At 39.8% G+C, this 16,157-nt stretch carries 15 protein-coding genes; 4 read left to right on the top strand and 11 right to left on the bottom strand.

Features of this window, described 5'->3' with window-relative positions; all coding sequences use genetic code 11:
- Positions 1 to 97: 97 nt before the first annotated feature.
- Positions 98 to 1,468, top strand: coding sequence for a YjiH family protein (locus tag ACM26V_RS16645; protein ID WP_416147859.1), 1,371 nt, complete (start codon positions 98 to 100; stop codon positions 1,466 to 1,468).
- Positions 1,469 to 1,669: 201 nt separating this feature from the next.
- Here the strand turns inward: ACM26V_RS16645 and ACM26V_RS16650 are convergent, their stop codons facing one another.
- The 9 genes from ACM26V_RS16650 to ACM26V_RS16690 form a co-directional block, all read right to left on the bottom strand.
- Complete coding sequence (locus ACM26V_RS16650) at positions 1,670 to 2,050, bottom strand: RidA family protein (RefSeq protein WP_416147860.1); 381 nt, start codon at positions 2,048 to 2,050, stop codon at positions 1,670 to 1,672.
- 17 nt (positions 2,051 to 2,067) lie between these two features.
- Entirely contained in the window at positions 2,068 to 3,030 is a 963-nt protein-coding gene (locus ACM26V_RS16655) for a biotin-dependent carboxyltransferase family protein (RefSeq protein WP_416147861.1), read from the bottom strand.
- On the bottom strand, positions 3,030 to 3,797 hold the full coding sequence (locus ACM26V_RS16660; RefSeq protein ID WP_416147862.1) for a LamB/YcsF family protein: 768 nt from the start codon (positions 3,795 to 3,797) through the stop codon (positions 3,030 to 3,032). The genes ACM26V_RS16655 and ACM26V_RS16660 overlap by 1 nt, the downstream gene beginning before the upstream one ends.
- Positions 3,798 to 3,821: 24 nt before the next feature.
- Positions 3,822 to 4,544 carry a 5-oxoprolinase subunit PxpB gene (pxpB, locus tag ACM26V_RS16665; protein ID WP_416147863.1) on the bottom strand — a complete coding sequence of 241 codons (723 nt, stop codon included), beginning with the start codon at positions 4,542 to 4,544 and terminating at the stop codon, positions 3,822 to 3,824.
- 351 nt (positions 4,545 to 4,895) lie between these two features.
- The gene (gene coaA, locus ACM26V_RS16670) at positions 4,896 to 5,852 is read right to left on the bottom strand and encodes a type I pantothenate kinase (RefSeq protein WP_416147864.1); all 957 of its coding nucleotides are present in this window, start codon (positions 5,850 to 5,852) and stop codon (positions 4,896 to 4,898) included.
- A 253-nt stretch (positions 5,853 to 6,105) separates the two neighbouring features.
- Positions 6,106 to 6,960: a transglutaminase family protein gene (locus ACM26V_RS16675; protein ID WP_416147865.1), complete on the bottom strand. Its 855-nt coding sequence runs from the start codon at positions 6,958 to 6,960 to the stop codon at positions 6,106 to 6,108.
- Between the two features lie 36 nt (positions 6,961 to 6,996).
- On the bottom strand, positions 6,997 to 7,947 hold the full coding sequence (locus ACM26V_RS16680; RefSeq protein WP_416147866.1) for an alpha-E domain-containing protein: 951 nt from the start codon (positions 7,945 to 7,947) through the stop codon (positions 6,997 to 6,999).
- A complete protein-coding gene (locus ACM26V_RS16685) occupies positions 7,937 to 9,400 on the bottom strand; it encodes a circularly permuted type 2 ATP-grasp protein (RefSeq protein ID WP_416147867.1) in 1,464 nt (487 codons plus the stop codon). The genes ACM26V_RS16680 and ACM26V_RS16685 overlap by 11 nt, the downstream gene beginning before the upstream one ends.
- A gap of 146 nt (positions 9,401 to 9,546) precedes the next feature.
- A complete protein-coding gene (locus tag ACM26V_RS16690) occupies positions 9,547 to 10,314 on the bottom strand; it encodes an SDR family NAD(P)-dependent oxidoreductase (RefSeq protein ID WP_416147868.1) in 768 nt (255 codons plus the stop codon).
- A gap of 271 nt (positions 10,315 to 10,585) precedes the next feature.
- On the opposite strand from ACM26V_RS16690, the gene ACM26V_RS16695 reads away from it, so the two are divergent.
- The 3 genes from ACM26V_RS16695 (at position 10,586) to ACM26V_RS16705 (ending at position 13,823) form a co-directional block, all read left to right on the top strand.
- Complete coding sequence (locus tag ACM26V_RS16695; protein ID WP_416147869.1) at positions 10,586 to 12,130, top strand: FAD-dependent oxidoreductase; 1,545 nt, start codon at positions 10,586 to 10,588, stop codon at positions 12,128 to 12,130.
- A gap of 104 nt (positions 12,131 to 12,234) precedes the next feature.
- Positions 12,235 to 13,407, top strand: coding sequence for a M20 family metallopeptidase (locus ACM26V_RS16700; RefSeq protein WP_416151901.1), 1,173 nt, complete (start codon positions 12,235 to 12,237; stop codon positions 13,405 to 13,407).
- Between the two features lie 65 nt (positions 13,408 to 13,472).
- The gene (locus tag ACM26V_RS16705; RefSeq protein WP_416147870.1) at positions 13,473 to 13,823 is read left to right on the top strand and encodes a PilZ domain-containing protein; all 351 of its coding nucleotides are present in this window, start codon (positions 13,473 to 13,475) and stop codon (positions 13,821 to 13,823) included.
- A 17-nt stretch (positions 13,824 to 13,840) separates the two neighbouring features.
- Here ACM26V_RS16705 and ACM26V_RS16710 read toward each other — a convergent pair whose 3' ends face one another.
- Together ACM26V_RS16710 and ACM26V_RS16715 are read right to left on the bottom strand one after the other, a co-directional pair.
- Complete coding sequence (locus tag ACM26V_RS16710) at positions 13,841 to 14,122, bottom strand: hypothetical protein (protein WP_416147871.1); 282 nt, start codon at positions 14,120 to 14,122, stop codon at positions 13,841 to 13,843.
- Between the two features lie 245 nt (positions 14,123 to 14,367).
- Positions 14,368 to 16,017 carry a glutamine--tRNA ligase/YqeY domain fusion protein gene (locus tag ACM26V_RS16715; protein ID WP_416147872.1) on the bottom strand — a complete coding sequence of 550 codons (1,650 nt, stop codon included), beginning with the start codon at positions 16,015 to 16,017 and terminating at the stop codon, positions 14,368 to 14,370.
- Positions 16,018 to 16,157 lie beyond the last annotated feature (140 nt).

Raw genomic sequence — 16,157 nt, forward strand, 5'->3', positions numbered from 1 at the left:
CTAACATGACTATGGTTACAATCTTAACCATCGATAAAATAGTAACTAATGAATGTTTTTAATTATAATACTATAAATATTATATGAGGTGAATATTATGTCTGATCATACAAATCAATTATCTCCAACAGCCACTTGGAAGTTTTTAATCCCTTCTATCATTGGAGTTGGCTTATTTATGACTCCCGTTCCGACTGAAGAAGGCTTTACTATTCCAGTTGCGTTACTATCCGGTGCCTTGGAAGGAATGCTCATTGAAGTACTCCCTGCTATTATGACTGCTATCATCATCCTTAGTTTTCTAGGTTCGCTTATTCATAAAGGATTTCGTCCACACTTTATGGATAAGAAACTATTTCTGCGAAATCTGTTTGATGTATCACCATTTTGGTTCATTGTAAGGTTTGTCGCAGTGATTCTTGCTGTGATGACCTTGTTCGAATTAGGTCCTGAAGCCGTTCATTCAGCTGATACGGGCGGACTTCTTTTAGGTGATTTATTGCCATTATTATTTGCGATTTTCTTATTTGCAGGATTGTTCTTGCCACTATTGTTGAATTTTGGATTACTTGAGTTTTTTGGTAGTTTACTTGTTAAATTGATGCGTCCTGTATTCACGTTACCAGGTCGTTCATCGGTCGATTCATTAACATCGTGGCTCGGCGATGGAACAATTGGAGTTATCTTAACGAATAAGCAATATGAAGAAGGATTTTATTCAAAACGAGAAGCTGCTGTTATCGGTACGACTTTTTCAGTGGTGTCGATTACATTCTCACTCGTTATCATTGAATACTTAGACTTAGAGCATATGTTTCTTCCATTTTATGCAACTGTTATCCTTGCAGGTGTTATCGCAGCTTTGATTATGCCGCGCATTCCACCACTCTCACGTAAGTCCGACGATTACGCTAATGGACAAACTAATCAGCTGGATGAAACGTTACCTGAGTCTTACTCAAAGCAATCATTCGGTTTGGTGAAATTCGGGTTTGAAAAAGCAAAACAGCGTGCTGACCAAAACACAAATGTAGGAAAGTTCTTTAAAGATGGTGGAAAGAATGTCCTTGATATGTGGCTCGGGGTCGCTCCAGTCGTAATGGCATTTGGTACGATTGCTGTTATCGTTGCAGAAACCACGCCTGTTTTCACTTGGCTTGGAATGCCCTTCGTCCCACTCCTTGAACTGATGCAAGTTCCAGAGGCTGCCGCGGCATCGGAGACGATCATCGTTGGATTTGCCGATATGTTCCTTCCAGCTCTGTTTGCAAGTGGAATTGAGAGCGAGATGACACGGTTTATCATTGCTTGTTTATCTGTTTCGCAGCTGATTTTCTTATCTGAAGTCGGTGGAGTTTTGTTAGGTTCAAAAATACCAATTAATTTCTTTGATTTAGTTATTATTTTCATTGAGCGAACATTGATTACATTACCGATTATTGTCCTTGTCGCCCATATCATTTTTTAGTATTTCATCTCTCTGCTTCGGTCGTTAGCCGGCGTAGGGGGATTTTTTTCTGCGTAACAGGTAGCCATGCTTAATGCTCAAGTGCTTCTTACTTGGGCAGTTTCTTTCCTCCTCTGACCAGCTACCTGCTCAAGTGCACCCACTCGCCCCAAACACAAAAAGGCACCTACCCAAATCAAAGAGTAGATGCAGCCACTATTGTTACTTCTTTTTTGCTATTACTTCAACTTCGACCAATGCACCTTTGGGCATGCGTGCCACTTCGACCGCGCTCCTCGCTGGATATGGTTCCTCGAAATAAGAAGCGTAAATTTCATTTACCTTCACAAAATCATCCATGTTCTGCATGAAAATCATCGTTTTGACGGCATCATTCATGTCACAACCTGCAGCCGCAAGAACCGCTTTGGCATTTTTCATAACACGATGCGCCTGATTTTCTAAACCTTCCACCATTTCGCCAGTCTCGGGATCCAGCCCGATCTGACCAGATGTATAGACGATATCTCCTATTTGTACTGCTTGAGAATATGGTCCAATTGCGGATGGTGCCTCATTTGTTTGGATTGGTTTCTTACTCATTATAAATCATCCTTTCATTATTTTTGTTGTACAGCCATGTTTAGTCTTTTGAAGAGATTATTTTCATATTCAAGCCAGCGATGGCCTTCTTCAACGGTGCTTCTTTGAAATGATAATGTTTGTCCCGGCAAAAGCTGGGCTACTTTCCAGAGATCATGCGAGATGATTGTCCCAATTTTAGGGTACCCACCAGTTGTTTGTCGATCCGCCATCAAAACAATTGGATCACCATCACTCGGAACCTGAATCGACCCAAATGCGACCGCATCCGATAATATTTCTGCTGAATCTCGGTGATCAAGCTTCTTTCCTTGGATACGATATCCCATACGGTCAGATTGAGGCGTTACTTTATATGGGGTCGAATAAAATGTCTCAATCGCTTCTTTTGTAAAATAGACCTCCTGCTCATCAGGAATCACACGAACCTTGTGGTGAGCTTGGTAAAACGGACGCAAATTCTCTGCGATTAATTTTCCTTTACGATTCACCAACACCTCTTCTGAAAATACAAACCCTGGTAATTCATCTCCAGTATCCAATGCCTCTCCCCTTAATCCCCCGAGTTTCGCTTTCGTGTAAGTGGATCGACTATGGAGTACTTTCTCAGTTTGAATGCCTCCGGCAATTGATAAGTAAGCTCTTGCACCGTATTTCGGTTTACCAAAACGCAATTCCTGCCCTTTTTTCACGTGAAAACTGCCCCACATTGGAATTTTTTCCTCATTCACAGTAGGGGATAAGTTTGCTCCCGTAATGGCTATTACACTATCTTCAAGAAACAATACGCTTGGGCCTACCATCGTCATCTCAATCGACGCTTCATCCCAAGAGTTCCCAACGAGCATGTTTCCCATCCGAAAGGCATAAGGGTCCATAGGGCCTGCTGGGACAATTCCGTCTTTCTGGAAACCGAATCGCCCTGAGTCTTGAATTGTTGTATGTAATCCTGGCTCTTCTATTTTCAAGATTGGTTTCATCAATGGCTCACAGCTTTCACAGATATAGTATGTTCGATAAATAATTGCCGTAGTCCTTTTACAAATTCGAGAGCTTGAGACTCATCTCCATGAACGCAGATTGTGTCCGCTTTGATCGGAATGTCCGTCCCATCAACTGCCGTAACCATCCCTTGCGTAACCATGCGCAACACCCTTGACATCGCTTCATCTCTGTCATCGATAATCGCATGAGGGTCTGAGCGTGGTGTCAACCTTCCATCGGGTTGATACGTACGATCAGCAAATACTTCTTCGGCTACTCGAAGCCCTTTATTTTTTCCAGCGAGAACCAACTCACTTCCAGTTAATCCATAAAGAATGAGTGAAGGATCACAATCATAAACGGCTGTAGCAACCGCCTTGGCGATAATAGGATCCTTCGTAGCCATATGGAAAAGGGCACCATGGGGTTTCACGTGGTGAAGCGAATCACCATGAATTTGAACAAACCCTTGTAACCCACTGACTTGATAGATAACCATATTATACACGTCATCAGGTGTGACATCGATAAAACGTCTGCCAAAACCAGCAAGATCAGGTAGTCCCGGATGGGCACCAATCGCAACGCCTCTTTCTACTGCTAGCTTAACGGTTTTGTTCATGACATTATGATCTCCTGCATGATATCCACAGGCAATATTTGCTGAAGAAATGAATTTAAGCACCTCTTCATCTTGTCCCATTTGATAAAGGCCGAAGCTCTCGCCGATATCGCTGTTTAAATCGACCGTAATTGCTGTCATAAGTTCCCTCCCCTATCTACGTCTTCACTCGATATGTGGTTGATAAATTCCTCTTTTACATGCTTGAAAAATCTCGTCATACTCTTTTTTTGAGACAGATTTAAACGTCACGTGGTCACCTGTTTTTAGAAGTGTCGGTTGCTGCTTCTTTTCGTCAAATAGCTTTACAGGCGTATGACCAATAATTTGCCACCCTCCTGGAGAATTGACAGAGTAAACTCCAGTTTGCGGCCCTGCGATTCCAACAGAACCTGCTGAAACTTGTTTTCTCGGAGTTTTCCGTCTTGGCGTAGCAATAGTTTCATTTAAACCTCCTAAATAAGGAAACCCAGGTGCAAAACCAATCATATAGACGCGATAACGCGATGCAACATGTCTTTCAATTAGTTCTTGTTCATTTATTTGATGATAGCTTGCTACATCATTCAAATCAGGACCTTGTTCTCCGCCATAATACACAGGCAAAGTAACTTGTCTCGATTTTAACTCTTGTATATTTCCTTCTCCGATATGTTCCATTTTATTTTTTAATTCTTGGATCACAGTATCAAAAGGTGGAGAAAAACTTGGTATATAGTAAACAGTAAGCGTAACATACCCGGGGACCATTTCAGTAATGTATGGAAGATTAGCTAACTTTATTTGCTGAATAGCCTTCATCACAAGGTCGTTTGTCTTTGCTGTTAATTTTTCTCCAAACGTGAAACGAACGGCACAGTCACCTAAAGGTGAACAGGATGTAAACATTTCAACCTCCTCTATATTTAAAGGTTTGTCTTATTATAACAAATCAGGACCAAACATGGGTCGCAATGTAACTAAATATTCATCTCTTTCTCCTTGTTTGTTTATATGATGTACTTATTCAAACATTCTAGCTTTTTTTCTTTAACAAAAGCTAATTTCAGCATTTAACCTCTATTTTTGTGCAAAGGAGTACTCAATTTCAGCAAAAAACTTCTATTCTTGTGCAAACGTCTCTAAGTTTTAAGCATAAAAGCACCCATGGCAAAGATATTGACCAGCTAAAAGACTCGAAATACAAAAACACCTGCCGATTGTTGTAAAATTGGCGGGTGTTTTAATCAACGCTGGTCTCTATACCTTTCTCATCTTAATTTCACTGACGAGATGGTGAGGACCTTTTTTTAGAATTAAGTCAGCTCGGTGCCGTGTTGGGAGAATATTTTCATGTAAATTTCTTCGGTTGATCCGCTCCCAAATGTCACTCGCAGTATGATAGGCTTCTTGATCATTTAGTTCAGCGTACTTTGTGAAATATGATGCTGGGTTTTTAAAAGCCGTTTCCCTTAATGTTTTAAACCGTTCAACGTACCAGTGAAGAATATTTTCTTCTGCTGCATCGACATAAATCGAAAAATCAAAGTAGTCAGAAACATTCACTTGATCTCCGTAATCATTACTGGTTCTCTTTGGAGGTTGGAGAACATTTATTCCTTCAATGATGACAATATCTGATTGACTAACTACTTGTTTTTCTCCTGGCAGAACGTCGTATGTAAGATGTGAATAGACGGGCGCTTCTACCTTTGGCTGTCCAGACTTCAGTTTCGATAAAAATTGTAACAACTCATGGACATTATAACTTTCCGGGAACCCTTTTTTGTTCATGATTCCCCGCTTCTCAAGCTCTGCATTTGGGTAAAGAAAGCCATCTGTCGTCACTAAATCAACCGTCGGATGATTGTCCCATCTCGAAAGAAGTGTGTGCAGCACTCTAGCAATCGTACTTTTTCCTACAGCGACACTTCCAGCTATTCCTATGATAAAAGGAACTTTCTTTTCCTGTTTGCGCAAAAATATCGATCTGTTTCGGTACAATTCCTGTGAGGCATTTGCATGGAGACTAATTAGGCGGGTTAATGGCAAATAAATATCTGCTACTTCCTGCATATTGATGACATCATTAACCCCTTTGAGTCGTTCTATTTCTTCTGGTGTTACTTCCATTGGAGAAGATTGGCGGAGATTTGCCCACTCTTCTTTGGAAAAGGTCATAAAAGGAGTTAAATTTTCTAGAGTTCCCATCGACATAACGCACCTCGTTCAATCTAAATAACTTAAATGATTATTCCTATTCACACTATTGTGATAATGTATGCGTATATTTTAACACGTTTTATCGGCGGTGTCTTTGACAAGATACTCAAATATAAATACGCTTACAGAATTGATCGTCATACTATTTAAACATTGGAAGCTTTTATACTGATCAGAAGCCCCAAAAAGGCTTCTGACCATTTTTCCGACGCACTAGTTCACCCAATTACATTACCTTGCTGCTAATTTAATTTTGTTCCAATAACTGTACTTTTACTTTCACATCAAGTGTGTGTTTTCCTCCGCGATATATTCCTTGGAGTGGACTCATGTCTTGGTAATCTCGACCTATGCCAATGCGAATATGTTGTTCTAGCGCTTCAATATTGTTCGTCGGGTCTAAGCCTACCCACCCGATGCCAGGAATCATCACTTCTACCCAAGCATGGGTTGCTGAATCACCAACTAAAGCGGAGTCATCTTCCACATATAAATATCCACTTACATAACGCGCCGGAAGACCCTTCGATCTTAATATACCAAGCATGATATGGGTTAAATCTTGACAAACCCCGCGCTTCAAATCAAAGGCTTCATGTGCTTTCGTAAATACTTCTGTTGCTTCACCATCATAAGTGAACGTTCTATACACATAATCCATGACATTTATTGCATATTCAACAGGATTACTTGACTGTGGAATGATTCGATTTACTTCTTCAATTTGGTTTTTATATAACATCGTGTAATTCGTTTCACTTAATGCCGCTAAGTAATGTTGATGGAACAAATCTGAGTTAAAGATCTTTTCCATTTCTGGTGAAAACTGTACCATGCGAATAAACGGACTCTTCTGGATACTAACGACGGAACTTGTTTTCACAATTAGCTCTTGATGCCGTTCGGCAATGAAAAAAGTTTCGACATGGTTTCCCCATAAATCAACATGTTCCTTCGTCAACGTTACCGGAGTGATTTCAGGTCGATACGATAGTAACCGTTGGCACTCATCCGTCCTCGGTTTGAGGCGAATATGATTTAAACTCTGGTCAACAAGAGTTTCATATTGAAAAACATTAGTATGATCAATTTGATATTTCAAGTTTCTTCACCTCTTCGTGACTCCAATTTGCTATTTTCAAACCAAGTAATATGTTTTCGAGAAAACATATCCGATTCGATTGCAGTCATTTTGAAATCTATCTAAAAACGGTCCGATTTCCTCGGAAGACATCTGTTGAAATTTAATCTTTGTAAATTCATTACTCATATAGTCAAGTGTATCAAATAGGTCCTCTGAGTAATGTGACACCTTGCCTCCTTCTAATTCTTTGACCGCTTCTCTTACATGGTCGATACAATACTCGATGGAACGCGGAAATTGGTGATACGAAATAAGAAAATGGAGAACTTTTCTCGATTCCATCGTGGGTGGATATTTTTTTAAATATGCATCATGCCCGTTTACAAATTGTAGTGCACTAAGCCAATAATAGTAATGATCCTCTTGAATTGCTTCGTCTTCCCCTTTTGTAATTTCGCACACGACATTTAGGATTCTCGCCGTTTTTTCCGCTCTTTCTAGCCATTTCCCAATTTTCAAGAAAGTATATGCTTCTTCTCGAAGCATAGAAGACTCAATTGCTCCTTGAACAGTAAAAGAGAGAGTCTTTATTGACTGCAGAAAAGCATAAATCTTTTTCATCGACCAATACGAGTAGTTTTGATTATTAATAGTTAAATACGCATCATTTAAAATTTCCCAAAGTTCTTGAGGAATGATTTCTCGAACCGACCGAGCGTTGTTACGGGCATATTCTATGCAATTAACTATCGAATTAATATTCGCTTTATCAAATGAGACGAAATGAGCAACCGTTTCAGGAAGGAGATCATCATATACTTCGCTATACTCTTCATAAGACGAACAGATTTCCACTACCGATTCCCAATCTGTATCTGCCACTGCTTCGCTATTTGACACTTCTAGGGCATGTATGAGACGGGCCTCTAATACGCGGGCATTATTTTCCGCTCGTTCCATGTTCCGAGCCATCCAATAAACACCTTCAGCTACTCTACTTAACATGTCCCTTTTCCTCCTCTTGAAGTACCCAAGTATCTTTTCCGCCGCCACCTTGCGATGAGTTCACAACGAGTGATCCTTCTTTTAACGCCACTCTTGATAACCCACCTGGTAAAACATACGTTGATTCTCCATTCATCACATATACTCTTAAATCAACATGACATGGGTAGAAGCGGTTATCTTGAAATGCAGGAGCGCGTGATAATTGTATCGTCGGTTGCGCAATATATTGTTCAGGTGATTCTTCTATTTTTTCTTTAAATCTCTCAATATCTTCTTTTGAAGCTTGTGGGCCAATCAACATATCGTATCCACCTGATGCACCGACATTTTTCACGACGAGTTCATCCAAACGAGCCAAAACGTCTTCTCTTACTTTACGGTCTCTTAAAAAATACGTATCTACATTAGGAATCAATGGTTCTTCATCTAAATAGTATCGAATCATATCTGGAACGAATGCATAGATTGCCTTGTCATCCGCCACGCCATTTCCTACTCCATTCAGAATTGCCACATTCCCTTTTCGATTTGCATTCATCAGCCCTGGAACACCTATAACTGATTCTTCCATGAACTCAAGAGGATCTAGATAATCATCATCGATTCGACGGTAAATAATGTCGACTCTGCTCAAGCCTCGAATTGTTTTCATATATACAACGTCTTCTTTAACAAGTAAGTCAGGACCTTCGACAAGTTCAATTCCCATTTGCTGAGCTAGAAACAAGTGGTCATAGTATGCTGAATTAAATATTCCAGCTGTTAATAAAACGGCAACTGGGTTAGTCGGATTAATGCAATTATTTGGCACATGACTAAGTAATGTTTGGTTAAGATAAGACGTTTGATGTTCTAACGTTTTTATCGAATGTTTAAAGAAAAACTCCGGGAACACTTTTCTCATCACAAAACGATTCTGAAAGACATAAGACATTCCCGAGGGATTTCTTAGATTGTCTTCAAGTACCCTGTAAACTCCCTCTTGATCTCGAATCAAATCAATTCCTGCCAAAAAAATATGATTATCGTTTGCTAATTGAAGTCCTGATGCTTGTTTCGCATAAAAGTATGGGTTATCTTCGACAAATTCACGCGGAATAACGCCGTCTTTTAATATTTCAGCTTCATTGTATACATCTTCTAAAAATAAATTAAGTGCTTTTACCCTCTGTTTTAATCCTATCTCAATCTCTTTCCATTGGTCGTTAGGAATGATGATTGGAACGAAATCAAAGGGCATCGTTCTCTCAGTCCCACCCTCTTCGTGGTATACCGTAAATGTAATACCTTGACGCAAAAAACTTTGTTGCGCCATCTCATGCTTTTCATAGAGTTCATCTGTTGTGAATGTTTGTAAAATATGGTGGAACTTTTCATAATGAGGTCTAGCAATTGTGTCTCTGCTCATCATTTCATCATAGAATGCAGAAGTTTGATAGTTTTTCAGCATAAAAAGCCCCCCTTATTTTAGAATACAATTTTCTGAATTTTTTTGCTACTTTTTTCTTATTCCCTTATGTTGTCCTCAATGAAACAATTTTCGAGCAAATATTTTTTTAGCATATTTACTGGATAAATATCTCTGTTTTTCAATGATTACTCGGCTGGTAGGCGTAGTCCTCCATCAAGTCGAATCGTTTCTCCATTTAGCATCGGGTTGGATATGATTGATTTAACTAAAAGTGCGTATTCATCGGGAGCGCCCGTTCTGTTTGGAAATTGTGCGTGTTGTTCTAGTTCATCACGGCTTTGTTTCGGGAGAGATTCAAGCATGGGTGTATGAAACACTCCAGGTGCAATCGTCATTACCCGAATGCCATAGGTCGCTAGTTCTCTTGCTAATGGAAGAGTCATGGAAACAATCCCACCTGATGCAGCACTGAAAGCCGGCTGACCAGATGGTCCTTCAAAAGCACTGACAGATGCCGTATTAATGATAACCCCTTTTTCCCCTTCATCGTTCGGTTTATTATCTTGCATAATCTCTGCTGCCAATCTGGTTAAATTAAAACTTCCAATCAAGTTAACCTGGATGATTTCAGAGAAAACATCCAAACTGTGTGTGCCTTGTTTTTTTAAAATTTTTTCTGTGTGAAAAATACCAGCTGTATTTATAACTCCATGGATATCTCCGTATCGATCAAGCCCTCGTTCCAAACTCTTCCTCACTTGATATTCAGATTTGATATCTGCTTTTTCAAAACAAACACGCGAGCCTATATCTTCTTGTACAGACCGTCCTCTTAGTTCATTTTGATCAAGAATGATCACTAATGCACCATAGTGAACAAGCAAACGAACGGTTGCTTCACCGAGTCCCGAAGCTCCTCCGGCCACGACAAACGTAGATCCCTTCATATCCATTTTGCTTCCTCCTTGTAAGGCCTACCCAACTTCGCTACTTCAAATCCAGGCCTATCGATAAATAGATTTGGTTCCTCTTTCTAGTATTTACTTTTACATCTGCTAAATCCTGCTTTTAAACAAATCTTTCTCCTTACTTGAATCGATTATTAACGATTTAACGCTAAATATGAGATGTAGCTGTCGGAAAACATCAAAATATGAATAAATAACTTACATTCGCATACCCTATAGAACAAGTGAAATGTACCAAGAAGAAAGTAGGGATAGTATGAGTTTGCCAGAAAATCACTCTTCACGTTTGCCTAAAGTTCCATCATCCTATTGGATTGCTTCGACTAAGTTTGACGACTTTGTCCCCTTAAAAGAGAACATCGAAACAGACGTCGCTATTGTTGGTGGGGGTATTACAGGGATCACTACCGCTTATTTACTCGCTAAAGAAGGATACGACGTCGCATTGTTAGAAGCAGATCGTGTTTTCCAGGGAACGACCGGTCATACTACGGCAAAAATCACCTCACAACATGGGTTGATATACGATGAACTCATTAACCATATTGGGGAAAAAAGCGCTCGACAATATTTTGATTTCAATGAACGAGCAAGAGAATTCATTGAGAAGATCATCCGTGACAATGAACTTGACTGTGATTTAGAAAAACATGACGCCATTCTTTATGCGATATCAAAAAAATCCGCAAGAAAGTTAAATAAGGAAAAAAGGGCTTACGAAAAGTTAAACATTCCTCATGAAACCTTAAATAAAGTCCCCTTTGATTTGGAGATTGATTCTGCACTTGCAATGAAAAATCAAGCACAATTTCATCCACTTCACTACTTGTCATTTTTATTAGCCGAGTTTAAAAAACTTGGGGGAAAAGTTTATGAAGAGACACCTGTAGTTAATATGAGTGAGGGACAAACTCCAATTATTCAAACACGCGATGGTCACAACATAACTGCACGGTACGTTTTATCATGTTCTCACTTTCCATTTTACGATGGAGATAATTACTTTTTTTCAAGAGTGTATGTTGAACGGTCTTATATCGTAGCAGCGGAAAGCAAGAGGATTGAAGGGATGTATTTGAGCGTCGATACGCCAACTAGATCGGTTCGTACAGCGACAATTAATGGCAAACCCCATCTACTCGTTGCTGGGGATGGCCACAAGGTAGGGCAAGGTGAACCGACGATGCACCATTATGAAGCCTTGGAGTCGTTTGCAACGGATATCTTTGCATCAACATCGTTTCCGTACCGTTGGTCTGCGCAAGATATCTATACACTCGACCATATTCCGTACATTGGTATCTTAACCGATGCTTATCCGAATTCATTTGTAGCTACCGGATTCAGAAAATGGGGCATGACAAGTGGAACTGGAGCGGCAATGATTATGCGTGACTATGTGCTTGGGAAGGAAACGGACGATATGTACTTATTTGAACCAAATCGGTTTCTGATTGACCCGAGCATGAAAGAATTTTTGCGACACAATATGGATGTAGCAAAGCACTTTGTCGTTGACAAGCTCGAACCATCTCAGAAAAAATTAGAAGAATTCGAAATCGGTGAAGCTGCGGTTGTTTCAAAAGATGGGAGCAAGGCAGGGGCTTATCGTGACGAGCAAGGAAAGCTTCATGTTGTTGATACGACTTGTAAGCATATGGGCTGTGAGGTAGAGTGGAACAATGGAGAACTGACATGGGATTGCCCGTGTCACGGTTCAAGGTTTAGCTATGATGGTTCAGTTATAGAAGGTCCTGCCGATGAACCTCTAGAATCTCTTCAGATAGATGAAACCTTTTAAGTAACTCTTTAGCAGCAAATTTTTTTCAAATATAAATGATGGGGTTTAACTTCATCATTTTAAGGTTAAACTATTAATCTATTAATAAAGGGGAAGTTCTGATGTTGAAACAACAAATCACAGAAACGATTGACTCGTTGCGCGATACACTCTACGAGATTAGTCAGTACATTGGGAATAATCCTGAGCTGGGAAATGAGGAGGAAAATGCTTCCCGTATTCTCTCTGAAACATTGGCTAAGTACCAATTTACTGTCGTTACTGGGATTGTCGGTCAGCCAACCGCATTTCAAGCGGTGTACGATTCGGGTAAACCGGGTGCACAGATTGGATTTATGTGCGAATACGATGCATTACCAGATCTTGGACATGCATGTGGTCATAATTTAATTGGAACGCAAGGGATCGCTGCTGCTATTGGTTTAGCAAACATATTGCATGAGACAGGTGGCAAAATTTATGTTTATGGTACACCAGCTGAAGAAACCAAAGGCGCCAAAGTAACGATGGCGAAAGAAGGCTGGTTTGACGAGTTAGATGTTGCCATGATGGCTCATCCTGCTTCACACTATGTAAAAAGTGGTAGTTCGCTTGCAATGGATGCGATTCAATTTGCCTTTTATGGTAAGAGCACGCATGCCGCCGCTTCACCAGAGCAAGGTATCAACGCTTTGGACGCAGTGATTCAAACATTCAATGGCACCAATGCTTTGCGCCAGCATGTATCGTCCGATGTCCGGATTCACGGCATTATTACCGAAGGAGGTCAAGCAGCAAATATTGTTCCAGACTATGCCGTTGCTCAATTTTATGTTCGCGCAAAAACAAGGGCTTTGCTAAATGAGGTCACAGATAAAGTGATGCAATGTGCGAAAGGTGCGTCTCTAGCTACAGGTGCTCGGGTAGAGGTTTCTAACTATGAGTATTCTTACGACGAAATGATCACTAATTCCTCTTTGTCCGATACCTTTACGAAGCAATTAATAGAACTAGGCATCGATGAAGGTGATATCCTAGAGCACGAGGATGGTACAGGTTCATTAGATATGGGGAATGTTAGTCATCGTTGCCCTGCGATTCACCCATTTATTCAAATATCTTGTCAGCCGATCAGCGCCCACACACATGAATTTAGAGAAGCCGCATTAAGTAACGAAGGATTTCAAGGAATGATCCTCGGTGCAAAAGCTCTTGCTCTGACCGGATATAATATTGCAACAAATCCCGAGCTTCTTGAACAAATCTCAAGGGAGTTTCAAACGCAAAAACGTGACTGAATAGACAAGAAATAAACTTAACTTATACTTACATCAATCTATCGCTAATGATGAGGTGACATATCATGAGAAGATTTAACCGTAAAGATCCGTTTAGATTTGAGTTTGCTCTCCCACTAGATACGAGTTTCTACATCAGTCGGATTCGCGGGAAAAATTTTCAATCTTCTCGTGGCAAAGGGGTTATTCAGAACATTAGTCATGGCGGCCTTCGATTAGATACAAATCTTGAGCTACCAAAAGACAACGAAGTTGAAATCACCTTTGAAGTAGATATTGCCGGTCATCTAATTGAACCAATTGGTTACATTGTTTGGACAAACAAAAGCCATGACCGTTTTATTTACGGCATTCATTTTATTTCAGATGATTACAGTGAAGCTATCACCCGCGCAATAAAAGACTTTCAAAAGTAGAACTGTTTCTTAGCTTACTATCCGCTAAGCCTTATTTCAGGCTCTGCTAACGAGATTATTAACCCGAATTGTACTTCTTTCGTCCATTTAGAGATTGGGTCCAAGGCTGTTTTAATATACGGGTCTGTGATTTCTTTTTCGTATTCTTCCTCTCTAGTTACAGTTTCTACATTCTTTGAATGTTCATGCGGTACCTTATTCGTCTCCAAATCACTTGCTGCAGATGCTACGCCTACGACAGCTAGAATAACTAATACTAACATAGCAATACTGAATACTATGTAACTTCCCATCCTCATAAACTATCACCCTCTCCTAATTTCTTTTAACATTATTAGGATTACTAGATAAAGTAAATAGCTTCTACAAATGTTCCTAATAAAGTGCATTATTTCCTTTATTTCCCGATGACAGTAAAGAATAGTGTTGATTTTTGATACCACAACTCGCTTGCCACGGAAAAGGGTTCAACTTCCCGAAATAACGACGAAAAAACACGCCAGTTGCTTTGAAGCAACTGGCGTGTTTTTTTCTTGCATAGATTTTATAACTTAAAAGAACTTTTAAGTTCAACAACTCTGTTAAATACGAGTAAATCTTTTGTCGAGTGCTTTGAGTCGACGTTGAAATAGCCATGTCGGAAAAACTGAAACTTATCTTCTAGCTTTGCGTCCGCCATGTTTGGCTCGACAAACCCCTTCGCAACTTCAAGCGAGTCAGAGTTAACAAAATCGAGAAAATCATTTCCTTCACGATCATCCTCGATGAGAGAATTATATAGGCGAAATTCAGCTTCAACAGCTTGTGTTGCTTCTACAAAATGAAGTGTGCCTTTCACTTTACGCCCAGTAAAACCACTACCACTCTTCGTTTCTGGATCATACGTACAACGAAGTTCGATCACATTCCCATCGTCATCTTTAATAACCTCGTTACATTTAATGAAATACGCATGTTTCAAACGTACTTCATTCCCAGGAAATAATCGAAAGTATTTTTTCGGTGGGTCTTCCATAAAGTCACTTTGTTCAAGATAAATTTCACGGGAAAAGGCTATTTTACGCGTGCCCATTTCTGAGTTTTCTGGATTAACATCTGCATCTAGCCATTCCACTTGACCTTCTGGATAGTTAGTAATGACAACTTTAATTGGATGCAACACTGCCATCGTTCTCGGTGCCTTTAACTTCAGGTCTTCACGAAGAAAATGTTCTAGCATTCTTACGTCAACAAGATTATCCGCTTTTGAAACACCGATTTCACGACAAAACACTTTAATTGAATCAGGAGTAAATCCGCGACGGCGAAGTCCAGAAATCGTTGGCATCCGTGGATCATCCCAACCATCGACATGATTTTCATCAACAAGTTGCTTCAACTTTCGCTTACTCAAAACCGTATTGGTTAAGCTTAACCGAGCAAATTCAATCTGTTTCGGAGTTGTTTCAATGTCACATTGTTCAACTACCCAATCATAAAGTGGACGTTGATCTTGAAACTCTAGTGTACAAATCGAATGCGTTACGCCTTCAATCGCATCCTCTAACGGATGAGCAAACGAGTACATTGGATAAATACACCACGTATCGCCTGTGTTATGGTGAGTTGCATGAGAAATACGATAAATAACAGGATCACGCATATTAATATTAGGTGAGCTCATATTTATTTTTGCACGAAGAACTTTTTCACCATCTGCAAAGTCGCCATTTTTCATTTTTTCAAACAGATCGAGATTTTCTTGCTCGGAACGGCTTCTAGATTCGCTCTCTTTTCCAGGTTCTGTTAATGTTCCTCTGTATGCTCTGATGTCTTCTTGAGATAAGTCTTCCACATAAGCGAGACCTTTCTTAATAAGTAAGACTGCCTGACGATACATTTCATCGAAGTAATTCGAAGCGAAATGTAGGCCGTCCCACTCGTATCCTAGCCATTCAATATCTGCTTTAATTGAATCAACAAATTCCTGATCTTCTTTTGATGGATTTGTGTCGTCAAAACGAAGGTTAACCTTCCCCTTAAACTCATGAGCCAATTCAAAATTTAATACGATTGATTTGGCATGGCCAATATGTAAATAGCCGTTAGGTTCAGGAGGAAATCGAGTCACGATTTCTTGATGGGTCCCTTTCGCTAAATCTTCTTTTACAATATGTTTAATAAAATTTGCTGAGCTGTTTGTATTTTCAGTCATATGGAACCACCTTTCTGCAAGCTTATTTCTACTATTAATCGTTATATCATAAATATCCCCGGATATCCATGTCCTAAGACTAGTTTGTAGTTAGTTTGAGATTTTTTCTAATTTTGGCCCGATAATTTGTTTATATCGGT

It is taken from the genome of Salipaludibacillus sp. HK11, from assembly GCF_047795645.1.
Lineage (GTDB): Bacteria > Bacillota > Bacilli > Bacillales > Salisediminibacteriaceae > Salipaludibacillus.